Below are 16,903 nucleotides of genomic sequence, written 5' to 3'. Positions count from 1 at the left end.
AAGTTTTTAGAAGTGATCGTGAAAATCGCTATTCGGCCGCGAGAAAGGTCGCGACGACGCGTCATCGCACGCTGTCGGCACAAGTTAGCTGACTCGGCCACAGAGCGGCGCAATTCCGAAGCGCTTTGGCGACGAGCATCCCTTGCCCAGCTAATTTCCGAAAGAGAAACTGTAAAAGTTACCGTATCGTGTGGCAGGTGACAGCCGCGCCGGAGCACAAGCCCACGTTCTGCCGGATTTGTGAACCGCTATGCGGCATGATCGCCTCGGTCGAAGACGGACGACTGGTCTCCCTCCGCCCAGACAAAGAACATCCGTTGTCCTCCGGTTTCGCCTGTCAGAAGGGCATCGCGTTCACCGAAGTGCACAACGACCCTGACCGCGTCACCATCCCGCTGCGCCGAACCTCGGCCGGGTTCGAACCGGTGACATGGGACGAGGCACTGTCCGAGATAGCAGCCCGGCTCACCGGCATCCTCCGGTCAGGCGGTGCGGGAGCCGTCGGCTGGTATATGGGCAACCCCGGCGCATTCAGCTACGCGCACACCTTGGCCGCGCTGATGTTCATCAAAGGCATTGGCCGCGGCGCGCACTACTTCACCGCTTCCTCGCAGGACACCAACAGCAGGCTCATCGCAAGCCAACTGCTCTACGGCGTGCCGACGTCGGTACCGATTCCCGACTTGACCCGCACCGAACTACTGGTCCTGATGGGTGCGAATCCCGTTGTGTCGCATGGCAGTTTCCTGACCGCCCCGCGGATCAAGGACCGCCTGCATGACATCGTCAAGCGCGGTGGCCGCGTCGTGGTCGTCGACCCGCGCCGAACCGAAACCGCCGCAGCGTTCGAATGGCTGGGCATCATCCCCGACACCGATTCCTTCCTGCTGCTCTCCCTGTTGCACGTGATGTTCGCCGACGACCTCGTCGACTACGCGCGCGTGAGTCGGCAAGCCGACGGCATCGAATGGCTGCAGGCTTTGTGTCACCGCTTCACCCCGGAAGTGACTTCCGCGCACACCGGCATCGACGCGGGCAGCGTGCGGTCGCTTGCGCACGAGTTGGCGGGCACGTCGCGCGCGGCCGTCTATGGCCGGGTGGGCACCTGCGTGGGTCGATACGGCACCCTTACCAACTATCTGATCGACGCGGTCAACCTGGTTGCCGGAAATCTCGACACCCCGGGCGGCTCGGTCTTCGGCTCGATGGAGACGGTGGGCGAGCGATGGCTAAAAACCCTGATGGGTGTTGCGTTGCGGCGCTCCTATCGAAAGCGCTCACGCATCGGTGCAATCCCCAATGCCATCGGCTCCGAGCCGGCCGCCCTGATGGCGAAAGAGATCACCACACCGGGCCACCGCCAGATCAGGGCGCTGTTCGTCTCGGCGGGTAATCCCGTCCTGTCGGTTCCCAACGGCGACGAGCTCGAAAAGGCGCTGGAGACACTGGAACTCGCGGTGGCTCTCGACTTCTACGTCACCGAGACCGCCGCGCACTGCGACTACATCCTGCCCGTCACAACCATGTACGAACGCGACGACTTTCCATTCGTGTTTCAACCCTTCCAGGCCACACCATTTCGCCAGGCCACCAAAGCCGTGGTGGCGCCGGCGGGCCAGGCACGTCCGGAATGGGACATCGTCGAAAACATCGCCGCTCGCCTGTCCCGCACCGTCCCAGCGTTCGCTGCACTGGCAGCTCTGCGAAAGATGTTGGGCCTGTTCGGGGTCGAGTTGTCTCCGCGGATCTTGATCGACGGCTTGATCCGGATGTCGCAAGGCGGTGATCTCTTCGGCCTGCGCCGCGGCGGATTGACGTTGCGCCGGCTGACCGAGCAGCATCCACACGGAATCGTCGTCGCACCACACATCCGCACCGGTGTGCTGCGCGACGCGGTGGCGTATCGGCGGCGGCGGATCAGGTTGGCACATAAGGACATTGCCGCCGAGGTCGACAAGCTGTCACGAAGCGCGGCCCCCGAAGGTTACCCGCTGCGGATGATCGGCATGCGCGAGCCGCGCTCAGAGAACTCGTGGATGCACAACTCCCCGTTGTTGATGCGCCCGTCGTCGATGCGTGAACATCGCGCCCTGATCCACGTCGACGACGCAGCCGACATGCACGTCGCCGACGGCGACGTGGTGCGGGTGTGCTCCCCGTTCGGGGAAATCACCATCGTGGTCAGGACCACCAAAGACCTCGTCCCCGGGGTGATCGCCGTCCCGCACGGCTGGGGTCACAAGGGCAGCGGCACTTGGCAATTGGCCAACCAGGCCGGCGGTGCCAACGTCAACCGGCTGACGTCCAGCGCGCTGCAGGACGTCGAGTCACTGTCGGGGATGGCATGGCTCACCGGTGTGCCGGTGCGGGTCGAATCTGTCGGTGCTCCGGACCCGACGGCTTAGCCAGCGCTTCCATCCTGCGACGCTGCAGTGGCGGCGCCGATCCTGCGCCCAGGGCGCGGATCGGAGCCGTCAGCGCGCCCTGGCTGCAGTTTCGGCGACGGAGGATCCGGCTCAACCGGGCTTCGCCGCGACGACGAACTGCAATAACCGCTGCGTCTCCTGCTCGATGTCAACCAGCCCCGCCGACGAGAACAGGTCGACGAAGGCGTGCCGGTCGAACACGGTAAGCCCGATGATGCCGGCGCCGGCCTTCAGAACGCGCTGGACCGGTGGCGGCTGGCCGGCGTAACTGGTGAGGATCGCGATCCGGCCACCGGGCCGCAGCACCCGAACCATCTCGTGGGCCACCCGGAACGGCTGGGGCATCAGGTAGAGCGCACCGAAACAGCAAACGGCATCGAATGTTTCGTCGTCGAACGGCAGCATGTGAGCATCGCCGCGGACGTAACACGTGCGCGGCCCGCTGTTGTCGAGCACGGCGCGGGTCAGCATCGGCTCGGAAATGTCGAATCCCACGGCCAGACCGCCGTCGGGAAGTTGTGCGGCCAGCGGCCCGGTGAAATTGCCTGGGCCACAAGCGACATCGAGCAGCCGGCGAGCGCTCGACAACCGCAGGGCCGAAGCCGCGCGGCGCTGCTCGGCTCCGGTGGTGACCCCGCTGGCGACGTAGAACGAGGCGGGCCGCCAGAGCCGCTCGTACACGGTCGCTACGAAGGGGCTGTGCATCGCCCGTTGCGCAAACGTCGGCGCGGGGGAGTCGGCCGATTCGCCCAGCACGTCGAGGAAGCCGTGCCGCAACTCCGGGGTTCCCGTGAGTAGGGCGCGCGTCAACTCGAGCGGACTCTTGTCCATTGCGGGTCCATTCCGGTTTGCTCGTTCGTTCTAGCTGGTGAACTGCTGTCAGGCTAACGGGTCTGCTTGCCGCCGCCGCGGCAGACGCCATAACCTGAGTCGCGTCGGACCGCGAGCCGGGCATTGCGCCTGACGCGGATGGGACGTGATCAGGTGGCGGGTTCATGGCAGTGCGGCGAGTCCCCGGGATAGTGCGGTGGCCGAGCTGACCGGCCCGCGAGTGGAAGAGCTCGCGGCGATGGACATCTTCGAGGGAGTCCCCGCTGCGGATTTGCTGCCGCTGGCGGCCACCGTCGAGCCGCTGCGGGCCGCGGCCGGTCAACTGCTGATGCAGCAAGGCGAGCGGGCAATCTCGTTCCTGCTCATCGCGTCAGGCGCAGTCGAGATCAAGCACGTCGGCGACGACGGTGTGGTGATCGTCGAGCACGCATTCCCCGGCATGATCGTCGGCGAGATCGCCCTGCTGCGCAACATTCCGCGTACCGCTACGGTCACCACGACCGAGCCCCTGACCGGGTGGATCGGCGACAACGACGCCTTCGCCCGCCTGGTACACATCCCCGGGGTCGCGGAACGGCTGCTGCGCACGGTGCGCCAGCGGCTGGCCGCATTCATCACGCCGATCTCGATCCGGGTTCGCGACGGAACGGAGTTGCTGTTGCGTCCGGTCCTGCCGGGCGACGACGAGCGGACCATTCGCGGCCACGTCCAGTTCTCCAGCGAGACGCTGTACCGGCGGTTCATGACGGCTCGCGTGCCCACCCCGGCGCTGATGCACTACCTGTCCGAGGTCGATTACGTCGACCACTTCGTCTGGGTGGTCACCGACGACGGTAACCCGGTGGCCGACGCGCGTTTCGTGCGCGACGAAAGCGATCCGACCGTCGCCGAGATCGCGTTCCTGGTGGCCGACGCATACCAGGGCCGGGGGATCGGCAGTTTCTTGGTTGAGGCGCTGTCCGTCGCAGCCCGGGTCGGTGGAGTCGAGAGGTTCACCGCGCGGATGCTCTCGGACAACCTGGCGATGCGAACGATCATGGACCACTACGGGGCGGTCTGGCAGCGCGAAGACGTCGGGGTCATCACCACCGTCGTCGATGTGCCGCGAATCCGCGACCTACACCTCGGGCGCGACATGATCGACCAAATCAAGCGCGTCGCGCGACAGGTCATCGAGGCGGTCGGCTGACACGTGCTATGAACGAGCATGCGGCCGTTCTGGATTGGCCCGTGCACTGTCTGCGCGACACTGCTGATCGCCGCGTGTGCTGAACCGCCGGCGCCCGTCGTCAGCCCGTCGCCGTCGGCTCACGGCACCGGCGTACACCCGGCCAACATCAAGCGGATGGGTCGCGAACTGCCTCCTGGCTACGAGGTGACCAGCGGCATGGCCGTCGCCGCCGCGCCGCGGGTGATCTGGGGTCTGAAAGCCGAAGCCCCGCTCATCACGACCAAGCCGCCGCAATGCGCGACGCTGGCCGATCCCGGCAACGGGCGCGGCCAAGCGCAGGGCGTCTCGGGGTCGGGCTCGGGCGGCATCGTCAACGCGGTGGTGGTGGCGTTGCCGGCCCTGCCGGGCCCGGTCGCTCCAGATCACAACCTTCTCGCCGGGTGCGCTCGGTGGACCATGACCGACGCGCACACCGGGCACATCGAAGCCGACGTCCACCTGATCGACGCCCCGCACATCGAGGGGGCGGACACCGTCGGCATGGTCGCCGACACCCGGACGTCGGTGGAGTCCGGCGCCGAAATCGATTCGCGGACAACCACTTTCGTCGCCTATCTGGGCGACTACTACGCATTCACCACGGTGACCACCGACCCCGGCTCGGTACTTCCCGCCCTGACACCACAATTCGCCGCCGATCTGCTGGTCAAAACGGTGTCCGCGTTACGCAGTTGAGCGGCTGCGGTTGGGTAAATTGGCCACGATGTTCAAGGTGGCGCTCGCGATCGCATCAACGTGCGTGCTCGCGGGTTGCTCATCGGGCGCCGGTTCCGCTTCCAACGCCGACATCGCCAAGGTCACCGGCATCAAGTCCAGCTTTGGGCCCGAGTTCAAGGTCATCGATATTTCAGAACGGGCGATTGACCCCAAGCTGCTGTCGGCCCGCAAGCTGCCCGACGGACTGAAATTCGACCCGGCGAACTGTGCCAAAGTGGCGGCCGGGCCGGACATGCCACCGGATCTGCAGGGCAACATGGCCGCAGTGTCGGCCGAGGGCAATGGCAACCGCTTCGTCGTCATCGCCGTCGAGACGTCCAAGGAACTACCGTTCACCGACCCCGGAAAGGATTGCAGCAAGGTCGCATTCGTCGGTGGCCAAGTCCGCGGGGGCATGGAGGTCGTCGACGCTCCGCGCATCCAGAGTGCGCGCACGCTGGGGGTGCACCGGGTCCTGCAGGCCGTGGTCCCGGGCGGTCCCCGCACCGGCGAACTGTACGACTACTCCGCGCAGTTCGGCGACTACCAGGTGATCGTCATCGCCAATCCGCTGGTGGTGCCCGACCAGCCGGTGGCCAAAGTCGACACCCAACGCGCCCGCGATCTGCTCGTCAAGGCGGTCAGCGCGGTCCGCGGCTAGCCTGCCTCAACGCACGTCGCGCGGCCGGAACTGGATGCTGACTCGGGTGCCCGTCGGCGCCGACGTCTTGGGAACCGCATGCTCCCAGGTGCGTTGGCATGACCCACCCATGACCAGCAGGTCGCCATGCGCCTGCGCCAGCCGCAACGACGGGCCGCCCCCGCGCCGGCGTAACGCGAAGGTGCGGGTGGCCCCGAGGCTGACGATGGCCACCATGGTGTCTTGCGAGCTGCTGCGACCGATGGTGTCGCCGTGCCAGGCCACACTGTCATTGCCGTCGCGGTAGCAGCACAATCCCACGGTGGTGAAGGGCTCACCCAGTTCGGCGCCGTAGATGTCGTTGAGTCGCCGCCGCAGCCGGGCCAGCATCGGATGCGGGGGTTCTTCGCTCGTCAGGTCGTGAAAACTGACCAGGCGTGGCACGTCGACGACCCGGTCGTACATCTGGCGCCGTTCGGCCCGCCAGGGCACGGTGGTCAGCAACGCGTCGAGCAGACCCTCGGCGTCCTGAAGCCAGCCGGAGCGGATCTCGATGAAGGCGCCGTCGCCGAGTTGGCGGCGTTCGGTGTGCTCGAACAGCGAGCCCTGGACCGCGGTTCCCACGTGCTGAAGTTTATCGCACACCCGTTCGATCAGTCTGGGCCGCGGCCAGCGGCTACGGTTCTAACTGTGAGTCCTGTGGAGCTGGGCACCAATTCCGAGGTCGGCGTGCTACGGGTCGCGATCTTGCACCGGCCGGGAGCCGAGCTGCGACGACTCAACCCCCGCAACAGCGACCAGTTGCTGTTCGACGGGCTGCCCTGGGTGTCGCGCGCGCAGGAGGAACACGATCAGTTCGCCGAGCTACTGCGATCCCGCGGGGTAGAAGTGCTGCTGATGTCCGACCTTTTGACCGAGGCGCTACAGCACAGTGGGGCCGCCCGGATGCAGGGCGTCGCTGCCGCCGTCGATGCGCGCCGACTCGGTACCCCGCTGGCGCAAGAGCTCTCGGTTTACCTGCGCGGCCTGGATCCTGCCGCGTTGGCTCACGTGTTGATGGCCGGCATGACGTTCGAGGAGCTGCCGTCGGACACCCGCACCGACGTGTCGCTGGTGCTGCGCATGCACCACGGCGGGGATTTCGTCATCGAGCCGTTGCCCAACCTGGTGTTCACCCGCGACTCGTCGATCTGGATCGGCCCGCGGGTGGTGATCCCGTCGCTGGCGCTGCGGGCGCGAATCCGCGAGGCGTCGCTGACCGACCTCATCTATGCCCACCATCCGCGGTTCACCGGTGTGCGACGAGCGTACGAATCGCGTACCGCCCCGGTCGAGGGTGGCGACGTGTTGCTGCTGGCCCCGGGTGTGGTCGCGGTCGGGGTCGGGGAGCGGACCACCCCGGCCGGCGCGGAAGCGTTGGCGCGCAGCCTATTTGACGACGATCTGGCGCACACCGTGCTGGCGGTGCCCATCGCCCAGCGGCGCGCGCAGATGCACCTGGACACGGTGTGCACCATGGTCGACACCGACACGGTGGTGATGTACGCCAACGTCGTCGATACGCTCACGGCGTTCACCATCGAGCGCTCACCCGACGGTGTGACCATCAGCGACGCGGCTCCTTTTCTGGAGGCGGCAGCCAATGCGATGGGGATCGACAAGTTGCGGGTCATCGACACCGGGCTGGACCCGGTGATCGCCGAACGCGAACAGTGGGACGACGGCAACAACACGTTGGCGTTGGCGCCCGGTGTGGTGGTCGCCTATGAACGCAATCTGCAGACCAACACCCGTCTGGAGAATGCGGGTATCGAGGTGCTGACGATCGCCGGCTCCGAGCTGGGCACCGGTCGCGGCGGCCCACGCTGTATGTCGTGTCCGGTCGCCCGCGATCCGCTCGGTTAACCCCGGCGAGCAGACGCAAAATCCCCCAAATCAGGTCTGTTTCAGGCGATTTTGCGTCTGCTCGGCGCACTAGCGCCAGCTGGGCAGCCAGATCTCCATGTCCCAGGTCTCCTGCGAGATGGGTAGACCCGTGAGCACCGGGAACAGCCACGCGAAGTTCGTCGCCACCAAAGCGACGTAGCACGACACGGCGATCAGGCCGAGCGTGCGCCGCTCGGAGCTCTGCCGCATTCTGACTGCTCTGACCGCATTCGCGGGGTAAACCGGGTAAAGGATGTCGCCCAGGATCAGCGCAATGGCCATCACCAGGAACGGCGCCATCGTCGCCGCGTAGAAGAAGTACATCTGCCGGTCGATGTCGGCGAACCAGGGCAGCCACCCGGCGCAATAGCCGACCCACACCGCGGCATAACGCCAGTCCCGTCGCACCAGCATTCGCCATGTCGCGTAGAGCAGTACGGGCACCGCCAGCCACCACATGGCCGGCGTGCCGACCATCATCTCCGCCCGGACGCATGACTGCGCCCCGCAGCCGGGAACGTTCTGGTGGTCGATGGCATAGAGCACCGGCCGCAACGACATCGGCCAGCTCCATGGTTTGGACTCCCACGGGTGGTGGTTGCCCGCGGAATTCGTCAGGCTGGCATGGAATTGGAAGGCCTTCGCTGTGTAGTACCACAGCGAGCGAATCGCATCCGGCAGTGGCACGAAGCTATTTGAGGTGCGTGGCCCGATGGTCAGGCCGACCTGATGGCGGTCGATGGCGGTCTCGGACGCGAACCAGCCCGCATAGCTGGCCAAGTAGACGGCAAACGGGATGAGCCCCAACGCGTAACCGGTGGGCAACACGTCGCGTCCCAGCACCCCCAGCCACGGCCTGGGCACCTGGTATTGCCGTCGCGCTGCCACATCGAAGGCCAGCGACATCACACCGAAGAACAGCACAAAGTACAAACCCGACCACTTTGTCGCACAAGCCAATCCGAGCAGGACTCCGGCGCCGAACCGCCACCAGCGCACCCCGAGACGCGGGCCCCACGGGGTTTCGGCGATACGGCCTTCCAGCAGCGCGACGTGCATTCGTTGACGAACTTGGTCGCGGTCGACGATGAGCGCACCGAACGCGGCGACCACCAGGAAGGTGAGAAAGCCGTCGAGCAGTGCGGTGCGAGCGGCGACCAAGCTGACGCCGTCGCAGATGAGCAGCACCCCGGCGATGCCGCCGACCAGCGTCGAGCGGCTGATCCGCCGGACGATGCGCGTCACCAGCACCACCAGCACGACCCCGAGCACGGCGCCGGTGAACCGCCAGCCCACCCCGTTGTAACCGAAAAGCGCCTCGCCGAGCGCGATGAGCTGCTTGCCGACCGGCGGATGGACCACCAAGCCGTAGCCCGGGTTGTCTTCGACCCAATGGTTGTGCAACACCTGCCAGGCCTGCGGCGCGTAGTGCTTCTCGTCGAAGATGGGTGTGCCGGCATCGGTCGGCGAGCCCAGGTTCAGAAACCGGGTTATCACCCCGAGCAACCCGACCACGGCCGTGACGATCCAACCGCGCATCCGGTCCACCGGTCCGAAATCCGCGACCGGAACCAGCGGCCCGGGGCTGACGACGGGAACCACACGCTCCTCGCCGACGTCCGACATTTCGTGGGGCGGGGCGGTCATCCCGTCGATCGTAGGCTGTCCGTCATGACCCATGGCCGCCTATTGCTTGCCGCGACCCCGCTGGGCCAGCCATCAGATGCCTCGCCACGGCTGATCGACGCGCTGGCGCAGGCCGAGGTGGTGGCCGCCGAGGACACCCGGCGGGTGCGCAATCTGGCCAAGGCGCTCGACGTCACGATCACCGGCCGGGTGGTCAGCCTCTTCGACCGGGTCGAGGCGGCCCGGGCCGCGGCGCTGATCCCGGCGATCGAATCGGGGGCGACGGTCCTGGTGGTCAGCGACGCCGGCATGCCGGTGATCAGCGACCCGGGCTATCGACTGGTCGTGGCCTGCGTGCAAGCCAGACTGCCGGTGCAGTGTCTGCCCGGACCCTCCGCGGTTATCACCGCGCTGGCCGTTTCGGGTCTGCCGGCGGAGAAGTTCTGCTTCGAGGGATTTGCCCCACGGAAGAAGTCGGCGCGCCGAACCTGGCTGGCGTCGCTCGCCGATGAATCGCGCACGTGTGTCTTTTTCGAATCGCCGCGGCGGTTGGCCGCCTGCTTGCGCGATGCCGTCGAGCAGCTGGGGGGTGCGCGCCAGGCGGCGGTATGTCGGGAGCTGACCAAGGTGCACGAGGAGGTCGTGCGCGGATCGCTCGATGAGCTGGCCGAGTGGGCGGCCAACGGCGTCCTCGGCGAGATCACCGTCGTGTTGGGCGGGGCGCTCCCGCACGCCGACCCGTCGTCGCTGGTGGACACGCTGGTCGAAGAGGTCGAGGAACTGGTCGCCGGCGGCGTCCGCATCAAGGATGCGTGCAGCCTGGTCGCCGGCCGGCATTCGGAGGTGCGCACCCGCCAGCTGTATGCCGCGGTGCTGCAATCACGCGAGCAAGACGACTGACGTCCGGTGGGTCGACGGCTTCGGTGTGAGCGGACGGCTTTGGGGTGTGAGTTCACGGCTTTCGCGGTGAATCCACGGCGGGAAAAGGCGCGAATCTGCGCCCAGGACTCACCCGCAACGCCCACGATTCACGCGCAAAGCCCAGGATTCACGCGCAAGCGGCAACCAGGTCAGCCGACGGGCGCAGCGGCGGGCAGCTCGACGATCGGGGCCGCCTTGTGCAGGCATTCTTCCCATTCGGCGTCGGGGTCGGAGTCGGCGGTGATGCCGCCGCCGACGCCGAGCACCGCGTTTCCCGCGGTGTCGAACTCGACGGTACGGATCGCGACGTTGAGCTCACACCCCGCTACGGGCGACGCCAAACCGACTGTGCCGCAGTATATCCCGCGTCGAACAGGCTCCCACTGCGAAATCAGCTGACGGGCACGCAGTTTCGGTGTTCCGGTGACCGAGGCCGGTGGGAAGGCGGCGTCCAGCAGCGTCGACGTGGCAAGCTCGGCCGAAATCCGCGCCGACACGGTGGACACCAGGTGCCATACGCCCGGCGCGCGGCGGACCACGAGCAGTTCGGGCACGGTGACCGTGCCGGTAATCGCCACCCGCCCAAGGTCATTGCGGACCAGGTCGACGATCATGATGTTCTCGGCGACCTCTTTGGCCGACGCCCTCAGCGCGGACGGCCAGGCATCCAGCGGCAGCGTGCCCTTGATCGGGCTGGACGCCACCGCGCCGCCTCGACGCCGCAAAAACAGCTCCGGAGACAGTGAGGCCACCGCTCCCCACGGTCCGGCGACGTAGGCCGCCCGGGCCGGAGAAGTGCGGGCGACCCCGTCGGCGAAGAAGTCCAGCGGTGCTCCGGCCACCTTCCCGGTGAATTGTGTGCAGACGCAGGCTTGGTAGACCTCGCCGGCACCGATTGCCTCCAGGCAGGCGAGTACTCCCGCGCGGTGGGTCTCGCGGTCGGCGCCTCCCCAGTCGATCCGGCATTCTTGCGGCGGCGCCGATGCGGTGAGGGCGGCGGACAGCCAGTCCGGCATCGGCGCGCCCGACAAGCTCTCATACCACCATTGCGCGTCGCGGTCGCGGCGCAGCACGCAGTCCGTCCAGCCGCCGGCTGCTTCGGGGATCCGGTGGCCGCGCCCGTCGGCGCCGGGGTCGGGGTAGGACCGGTAGCCGATCCAGCCGCCGCCCACCGCCATGCCGTCCGGTCCGTCCGGGCCGGTGCGGATCTCGAATGCCTGGTCCGCCTCGACCGGCTGCACCGAGACGCTGGGTGCGATGACGGCCAGCGCGCCGAACCACTCGCCGGTCAGCGCGGCCGGAGGCGGTAGATCGAGCCGGCTGGTCGCGTCGCCGACGGCGCGCAGCACGCGGGGTGCGCCGCCAAGGTCGCCGAGCCGCTCGATTAACACCGCCCTAGCTTGACAGAACCTTGGCTTTCTAGCCGCGGCTGATCTCGCGGGGGGTAGCCAGGGCGGCCAGCTTGTCTGGGTTACGCATCGCGTAGAAGTTGGTGATCTTCGGCCCGTCGACGTCGTCGGCGATCTCGAGCGTGACCACCATCGCCGGCTGGTCGTCGAGGTAGAACAACACCGCCGGGGCGCTGTTGCAGGTGACGATCTCGACGCGCACGCCGGTGCCGGCTTTACGCATCAGCCCGGTGATGGCTCGGGCGACCCGTTCGGCTCCGATCACCGGCTTGCGGGCCGCGCTCACCTTGCCGCCGCCGTCGGCCATCCAGGTGGCGTCCGGCGCCAGCATCGCCATCAGCGCCTCCACGTCGCCGCTGGCCGCCGTCTGCAGGAACTGCGCGGTGATCTCGGCGTTGCGTTGCGGGTCGATCGGCTCCCGCGCGGCACCGCCCCACTTGCGCCGGGCCCGGACGTGTTCTCGCGCGCGGTGCGCGACCTGCCGCACCGTCGCCGCCGGCTTGCCCACCGCTTCGCCGATCTCGCCGTAGTCGAAACCGAACACCTCGCGCAGCACGAACACCGCGCGTTCGTCGGGGCTCAGCGTTTCCAGCAACACCAGCATCGCCATCGAAACCGATTCCGCCAGAACAACATCCGACGAGGGGTCCTGTTCTTCGAGGAGCAGCGGTTCGGGCAGCCACGGCCCCACGTACTCCTCACGGCGCCGGGCACCGGCCCGCAGCGCGTTGAGCGCCTGACGCGTAACCAGTTGAGCCAGATAGGACTTGGTGTCGTGCACACTTGCCAGTTCGACGTTGGCCCAGCGCAGGTAGCTGTCCTGCAGCACGTCGTCGGCTTCGGTTGCCGAGCCCAGGATTTCGTAGGCGATGGTGAACAGCAACGGCCGCAGCAGCGTGAACCGTTCGGCGTGTTCACCATCGCCGGTCGACGAAATCATCGCGGCGCTACCTGCTCCGGCACGGGCTGGAAGGCGGCCAATTGCGCCTTTCGCATGCCGCCCTTGAGCCAGCGGTAGGAGCCGGGCTTGGCCGCCTCGTGCCGCAGCTGCCACACCGTGCCCTTGCAGACCGCTTCCTTGACCGAGGCGGCCATTCGGCCGGCCACCGCGATGTTGCGTGGGGTGTCGTCGCTGTGCGAGATCTGGAAGATGCCCTCGCTGCGGCCCAGGCTGATGCACTGGCCGACGAATATTTGGTTCAGCGGCTCGGGGGCGCGGCCGGCGATGCGGCTGAGCACGGTCCGGGCGGCCTGCGCGCCCAGCGGACCGGCGGCCTGACAGCTCATCCGCAGCGGCAGGCCCGACGGGGCGGCGGCGTCACCCGCGGCGACGATGCGCTCGTTGTCCACGCTGGTCAGCGTCTCATCCGTGAGCAGCCGGCCCATCGAATCGGTGGCCAAGCCGCTGCGCGCGGCCAAATCGGGCACGGCAAACCCAGCCGTCCACACCGTCACCGCGCTGGGCACCACGGCGCCGTCGGCCAGCACCACCGCGTCCCACTGCACCTCGCCCGCTGGATTGAACTCGAGCACGTTCACCTCGAGCCGCTGCAGCCGTTTGGCGACCTTGCGCCGGCCCCGGTCACTCAGCGACGGCCCCAGAATTCCGCCGCAGATCAGGGTCACCGGGCGGCCCCGTTCGGCCAGCTCGCACGCCGTTTCGATGCCGGTCAGCCCGCCGCCGACCACCGCGACGGGAGCGCCGAGCGGCAGGTCGGTCAGCGCGTAGCGCAGCCGCTGCGCGCTCTCCAGATCGGCCACCGAGTAAGCGAATTGAGCCGCGCCGGGAACCGCCTGGGGCGTCGCACCCGTGCTCCCTACCGCGTAAATGAGGTAGTCGTAGTCCAGTGCGGCGCCTGACGAGAGGACCAGCCGGCGGGCGTCGGCGTCGATGTGGTCGGCGCTGTCGACGATCAGCTGGATCCCCTCGCCGAGCAGCGAACCGTAGTCGACGGTCGCGGTGCCGGTGCTGGCGACCAGCTGATGCAGCCGGATCCGTTCGACGAACACCGGCCGCGGGTTCACCAGGGTGATGTCGATGTCCGGGCGCTGCCGCAGATGGTTGGCGGCCATGGTGCCGGCATATCCGCCGCCCACGACGACGACATGAGTTCTCTTGGTCATTGCTGTCTCCTGTTGATCGGGCTTGTGCCCTTCAGACACCGAGAACCGGCCAGGCGTGACATGCTGGGCCGCGATTGTGACGTGTCTCACGCGTCCTTTGGCAGGAAGACGAAGTTATTGACATACACGCCGCGGCGAACCCAGCCGTCTTCGCGGCCGCCGATGTTCGCCGGGTTCTGATGCTCGTTGGCATCGAATTCCTGCACCGGCCGGCGGCTGCCGTCCACGTCGAAATAGCCCGCGTACCCAAGCCCGGTCAGGAACTCGCTGATCGCCGCGACAGCGTGCGGATGGTGGCGTTCTTCGGCTTCGACCAGAACCGCCGGCCGGTTGCGGGTGATCGTGTCCGCGGCGCCGCGCAGCACGGCCAGCTCGTGACCCTCGACGTCGATCTTGACCAGGCCGACGTTGTCCAGCTGCAAGTCGTCGAGGCGTTGCACCGGAACGTCGATGGCCTGGACCGGATCGCCACCGCCGCCCACGTCGCTCAGCGTGTTGCTGTCGTCGATGGTGCTGCGCCCCGGGTCGTCGGGCACCACCCGCATCGTGGTGACACCCGGCTGGTCGGACAGGGCCACCGCCTCGACCCGAACCGGGGCGTCGACGGCTTCGAACATCGCCGTCAGGTCGCGGGCCTGCGCCGGGCGCGGTTCAAACGCGATCACCGCGCGCGACGATTCCAGCATGGCGATGGTGAATTCGCCGATGGACGCCCCGATGTCCACGGAGATGCGGTCCGGGTCGCACAGCGAGCGGGCCAGCATGACGTCGGGGTGCGATTCGCCGAGACGCTGCAGGATGCGGTATTTGCGCCGCCAGAACCGGCGCGGCGCGACCGCCCTGGCTGCCGGCGCCAGCCAACGTTTGATCGAGCTTGCGACAGGCATCGCCGGCCCCTGACTGGTATTTGCGCCGTTTGCTGAGGCGTCAACCCTAACCCACGCCGGCCGGCGCGGGGTGAGAGCCGGCGGACAACCTCGGGGAAGCGCTTTCAGCGCAGGTCGCAGGCCGGATTGAACCGAGCCAGAGCGGGCCCTGCGTGATACGCTTTGCCGGTTCGTTGCCTACCCCGGGCCGAATAACCATGAGCAAGTGAACAATCGGGGATCCCGGCTGCGCGCCGGCGTGCATCGGGAAAGCAGTTTGTAACGACAAGTCCCTGGTGGGCGCCGGATGGCGGAGTGTCCAGCGGGGCAGCCCTTGGAGGACCTCGTGCCGCGCAGTTTGGACCTGGTCGTCACCTCCGTGGCCAAGCAGCTGATGGAGGCCACCGCCTCGACTGCCACCCAGGTCACGGAAAGCGTGCTCGCACAGCTTGTTGACCAGCTGGGTTTGACCGGTAGTTTCCTGCGTCACCACGACCACGACATCCGGGCCTCGATACTGGTTGCCGAGTGGCCGCCGAGAACCGACGTCCCGGATCCCGACCCGCTGGCTGTTGTGCACTTCACCAGCGCCGACCCGGTGCTTGCGCAGTGCGAGCACGGCCGCAAACCCGTCGTGATCCGCCCGGACAACGGCAACCGGCCCTTCCAGCGGCGCGGAGCCGATGCGGGCACAGCGCCGTCGGTCGCCGCCGCTCCGCTGGTCTCGCATGACATCACCACCGGGGTGCTGGCGTTCGTCAAGGCCGGCGGCGGCAAGTGGAAGCAAGACGAGATCAACACGCTCGAGGCGGTAGCGGCCTTGTTTGCGCAAGTGCAGGCTCGTATCGCTGCCGAGGAAAAGCTGCGTTACCTCGCCGAACACGACGACCTGACCGGCCTGTACAACCGGCGCGCGCTGGTCGCGCACCTCTCCGAGCGACTGTCCAAGGCAAGCGGCGGGCCCGTCGCGGTGCTGTACCTGGACCTGGACCGGCTGAAGCCGATCAACGACTATCTGGGGCACACCGCCGGCGACTGGTTCATCCGGGTCTTTGCCCAACGGATCCGGGTGTGCGCCGGAAGCAACGGCATGATCGCCCGAATCGGCGGCGACGAGTTCGTCGTCATTCCCGATCAGGCGATGTCTGCCGGGACCGCGGAGTCGTTCGCCCGCCGGCTGGGCGCGATGCTGCGCGAGCGGTTGGCCATCGGCGGCCACATGATCACCCGCACCGTCAGCATCGGAGTGGCGGTGGGCATGCCGGGGCGCGACAACAGCACCGACCTGCTCCGCCGCGCCGACGAGGCGGTGCTGACGGCCAAGCGCGGCGGCGGCAACCAGGTCGCGTTGTCCACCGACGACATGTCGCTGAAGAGTGCGTTCCGCAACGACATCGAGCTGCACCTGCAAGGCGACATCGACAGCGAAGCGCTGCTGCTGCACTATCTGCCCGAGGTCGACCTGTGGACCGGCGCCATCGTGGCCACCGAGGCACTGGTGCGATGGCGACACCCCATCTGGGGCCTGTTGCTGCCCGATTCGTTCATCGGAGTGGCCGAATCGACCAATCTGGCAGGGGAATTGGGCCGCTGGGTGATGCGGGCGGCTTGTTCGGAGTTCAGCCGCTGGCGCGCCAACGGCGTCGGGCAGAGCGCAACCCTGCGCATCAACGTCTCGCCGGTGCAACTGATCACCCGCGGTTTCGTCCGCAGCGTCGCCGAGACCATCGAGGAATTCGGTATCGACGGCGGATCGGTGTGCCTGGAGATCACCGAGCGCGCGGTGGTGCAAGACATCGAAACCACCCGCAAGACCCTCGCCGAGCTGAAGGAGGTCGGCGTCCAGATCGCCATCGACGACTTCGGCACCGGTTACGCGGTCCTGTCGCACCTGAAGTCCCTGCCCGTCGACATGCTCAAGATCGACAACGGTTTCGTGCGTGACTTGGGCACCAACGCCGGTGACCTGGCCATCGTTCGCGCCATCATCGGGCTGGCCGAGGCCTTCGGGCTGCAGCTGGTCGCCGAGGGAGTCGAAACACCCGCTGCCGCACTGACTTTGATGCAACACGGATGTCACCGTGCGCAGGGCTTCTTGTTGTCGCGACCCGTGCCGGGCAATGCGATGGAGGCGCTATTGTCGGCGCGCTGGATGCCGATGCCGTTCCTCGCCGACCGCGAAGCCTTGTCGCTCGGAGCCATCTAGT

14 protein-coding genes are annotated in these 16,903 nt (G+C 67.4%); 7 read left to right on the top strand and 7 right to left on the bottom strand.

Translation table 11 applies throughout. The annotated features are described in order from the left end of the window. Window positions 1-197: 197 nt before the first annotated feature. Window positions 198-2,405 carry a molybdopterin-containing oxidoreductase family protein gene (locus AC5Y2L_RS25765; protein WP_499937959.1) on the top strand — a complete coding sequence of 736 codons (2,208 nt, stop codon included), beginning with the start codon at window positions 198-200 and terminating at the stop codon, window positions 2,403-2,405. A gap of 111 nt (window positions 2,406-2,516) precedes the next feature. Here AC5Y2L_RS25765 and AC5Y2L_RS25760 read toward each other — a convergent pair whose 3' ends face one another. Further along, the gene (locus tag AC5Y2L_RS25760) at window positions 2,517-3,257 is read right to left on the bottom strand and encodes a class I SAM-dependent methyltransferase (protein ID WP_499937961.1); all 741 of its coding nucleotides are present in this window, start codon (window positions 3,255-3,257) and stop codon (window positions 2,517-2,519) included. A gap of 238 nt (window positions 3,258-3,495) precedes the next feature. On the opposite strand from AC5Y2L_RS25760, the gene pat reads away from it, so the two are divergent. Genes pat through AC5Y2L_RS25745 form a run of 3 tightly spaced genes read left to right on the top strand, consistent with a single transcriptional unit; the run spans window position 3,496 to window position 5,845 of the window. Beyond that, window positions 3,496-4,446, top strand: coding sequence for an acetyltransferase Pat (gene pat / locus AC5Y2L_RS25755; RefSeq protein ID WP_499938091.1), 951 nt, complete (start codon window positions 3,496-3,498; stop codon window positions 4,444-4,446). Between the two features lie 18 nt (window positions 4,447-4,464). Further along, a complete protein-coding gene (locus AC5Y2L_RS25750; RefSeq protein ID WP_499937962.1) occupies window positions 4,465-5,163 on the top strand; it encodes a DUF5642 family protein in 699 nt (232 codons plus the stop codon). A gap of 28 nt (window positions 5,164-5,191) precedes the next feature. Then, on the top strand, window positions 5,192-5,845 hold the full coding sequence (locus AC5Y2L_RS25745; protein ID WP_499937963.1) for a DUF5642 family protein: 654 nt from the start codon (window positions 5,192-5,194) through the stop codon (window positions 5,843-5,845). Between the two features lie 6 nt (window positions 5,846-5,851). On the opposite strand, the gene AC5Y2L_RS25740 is transcribed toward AC5Y2L_RS25745, so the two are convergent. Continuing rightward, on the bottom strand, window positions 5,852-6,448 hold the full coding sequence (locus AC5Y2L_RS25740; protein WP_499937965.1) for an alpha-ketoglutarate-dependent dioxygenase AlkB: 597 nt from the start codon (window positions 6,446-6,448) through the stop codon (window positions 5,852-5,854). Between the two features lie 66 nt (window positions 6,449-6,514). Here AC5Y2L_RS25740 and arcA point away from each other — a divergent pair, with 66 nt between their 5' ends. After that, window positions 6,515-7,729 (top strand): arginine deiminase, encoded by a 1,215-nt coding sequence (gene arcA, locus AC5Y2L_RS25735; RefSeq protein WP_499937966.1) that lies wholly within the window; start codon window positions 6,515-6,517, stop codon window positions 7,727-7,729. 69 nt (window positions 7,730-7,798) lie between these two features. On the opposite strand, the gene AC5Y2L_RS25730 is transcribed toward arcA, so the two are convergent. Next, window positions 7,799-9,352, bottom strand: coding sequence for a dolichyl-phosphate-mannose--protein mannosyltransferase (locus AC5Y2L_RS25730; RefSeq protein ID WP_499938093.1), 1,554 nt, complete (start codon window positions 9,350-9,352; stop codon window positions 7,799-7,801). 69 nt (window positions 9,353-9,421) lie between these two features. On the opposite strand from AC5Y2L_RS25730, the gene rsmI reads away from it, so the two are divergent. Then, the gene (gene rsmI, locus AC5Y2L_RS25725; protein WP_499937967.1) at window positions 9,422-10,276 is read left to right on the top strand and encodes a 16S rRNA (cytidine(1402)-2'-O)-methyltransferase; all 855 of its coding nucleotides are present in this window, start codon (window positions 9,422-9,424) and stop codon (window positions 10,274-10,276) included. A gap of 170 nt (window positions 10,277-10,446) precedes the next feature. Here rsmI and AC5Y2L_RS25720 read toward each other — a convergent pair whose 3' ends face one another. The 4 genes from AC5Y2L_RS25720 to AC5Y2L_RS25705 form a co-directional block, all read right to left on the bottom strand. Next, entirely contained in the window at window positions 10,447-11,688 is a 1,242-nt protein-coding gene (locus tag AC5Y2L_RS25720) for an aminodeoxychorismate synthase component I (RefSeq protein ID WP_499937969.1), read from the bottom strand. Window positions 11,689-11,716: 28 nt separating this feature from the next. Next, window positions 11,717-12,646 (bottom strand): RNA polymerase sigma-70 factor, encoded by a 930-nt coding sequence (locus tag AC5Y2L_RS25715; protein ID WP_499937971.1) that lies wholly within the window; start codon window positions 12,644-12,646, stop codon window positions 11,717-11,719. After that, window positions 12,643-13,830: an NAD(P)/FAD-dependent oxidoreductase gene (locus tag AC5Y2L_RS25710; protein WP_499937973.1), complete on the bottom strand. Its 1,188-nt coding sequence runs from the start codon at window positions 13,828-13,830 to the stop codon at window positions 12,643-12,645. The genes AC5Y2L_RS25715 and AC5Y2L_RS25710 overlap by 4 nt, the downstream gene beginning before the upstream one ends. Window positions 13,831-13,916: 86 nt before the next feature. Further along, window positions 13,917-14,717: an FkbM family methyltransferase gene (locus AC5Y2L_RS25705; protein ID WP_499937975.1), complete on the bottom strand. Its 801-nt coding sequence runs from the start codon at window positions 14,715-14,717 to the stop codon at window positions 13,917-13,919. Between the two features lie 325 nt (window positions 14,718-15,042). On the opposite strand from AC5Y2L_RS25705, the gene AC5Y2L_RS25700 reads away from it, so the two are divergent. After that, a complete protein-coding gene (locus tag AC5Y2L_RS25700) occupies window positions 15,043-16,902 on the top strand; it encodes a putative bifunctional diguanylate cyclase/phosphodiesterase (RefSeq protein ID WP_499937977.1) in 1,860 nt (619 codons plus the stop codon). Window position 16,903 lies beyond the last annotated feature (1 nt).

Source organism: Mycobacterium sp. NGS66 (genome assembly GCF_059812225.1).
The sequence above is the reverse complement of the archived record's forward strand: the minus strand, read 5'-3'. Positions and strand labels throughout refer to the sequence as shown.

Excerpts from the sequence above, each read along its gene's own strand:
- AC5Y2L_RS25745 (WP_499937963.1), top strand. The coding sequence starts at position 5,192 with ATGTTCAAGGTGGCGCTCGCGATCGCATCAACGTGCGTGCTCGCGGGT.
- AC5Y2L_RS25715 (WP_499937971.1), bottom strand. The coding sequence starts at position 12,646 with ATGATTTCGTCGACCGGCGATGGTGAACACGCCGAACGGTTCACGCTG.
- AC5Y2L_RS25705 (WP_499937975.1), bottom strand. The coding sequence starts at position 14,717 with ATGCCTGTCGCAAGCTCGATCAAACGTTGGCTGGCGCCGGCAGCCAGG.
- rsmI (WP_499937967.1), top strand. The coding sequence starts at position 9,422 with ATGACCCATGGCCGCCTATTGCTTGCCGCGACCCCGCTGGGCCAGCCA.
- AC5Y2L_RS25750 (WP_499937962.1), top strand. The coding sequence starts at position 4,465 with ATGCGGCCGTTCTGGATTGGCCCGTGCACTGTCTGCGCGACACTGCTG.
- AC5Y2L_RS25710 (WP_499937973.1), bottom strand. The coding sequence starts at position 13,830 with ATGACCAAGAGAACTCATGTCGTCGTCGTGGGCGGCGGATATGCCGGC.
- AC5Y2L_RS25760 (WP_499937961.1), bottom strand. The coding sequence starts at position 3,257 with ATGGACAAGAGTCCGCTCGAGTTGACGCGCGCCCTACTCACGGGAACC.
- pat (WP_499938091.1), top strand. The coding sequence starts at position 3,496 with ATGGACATCTTCGAGGGAGTCCCCGCTGCGGATTTGCTGCCGCTGGCG.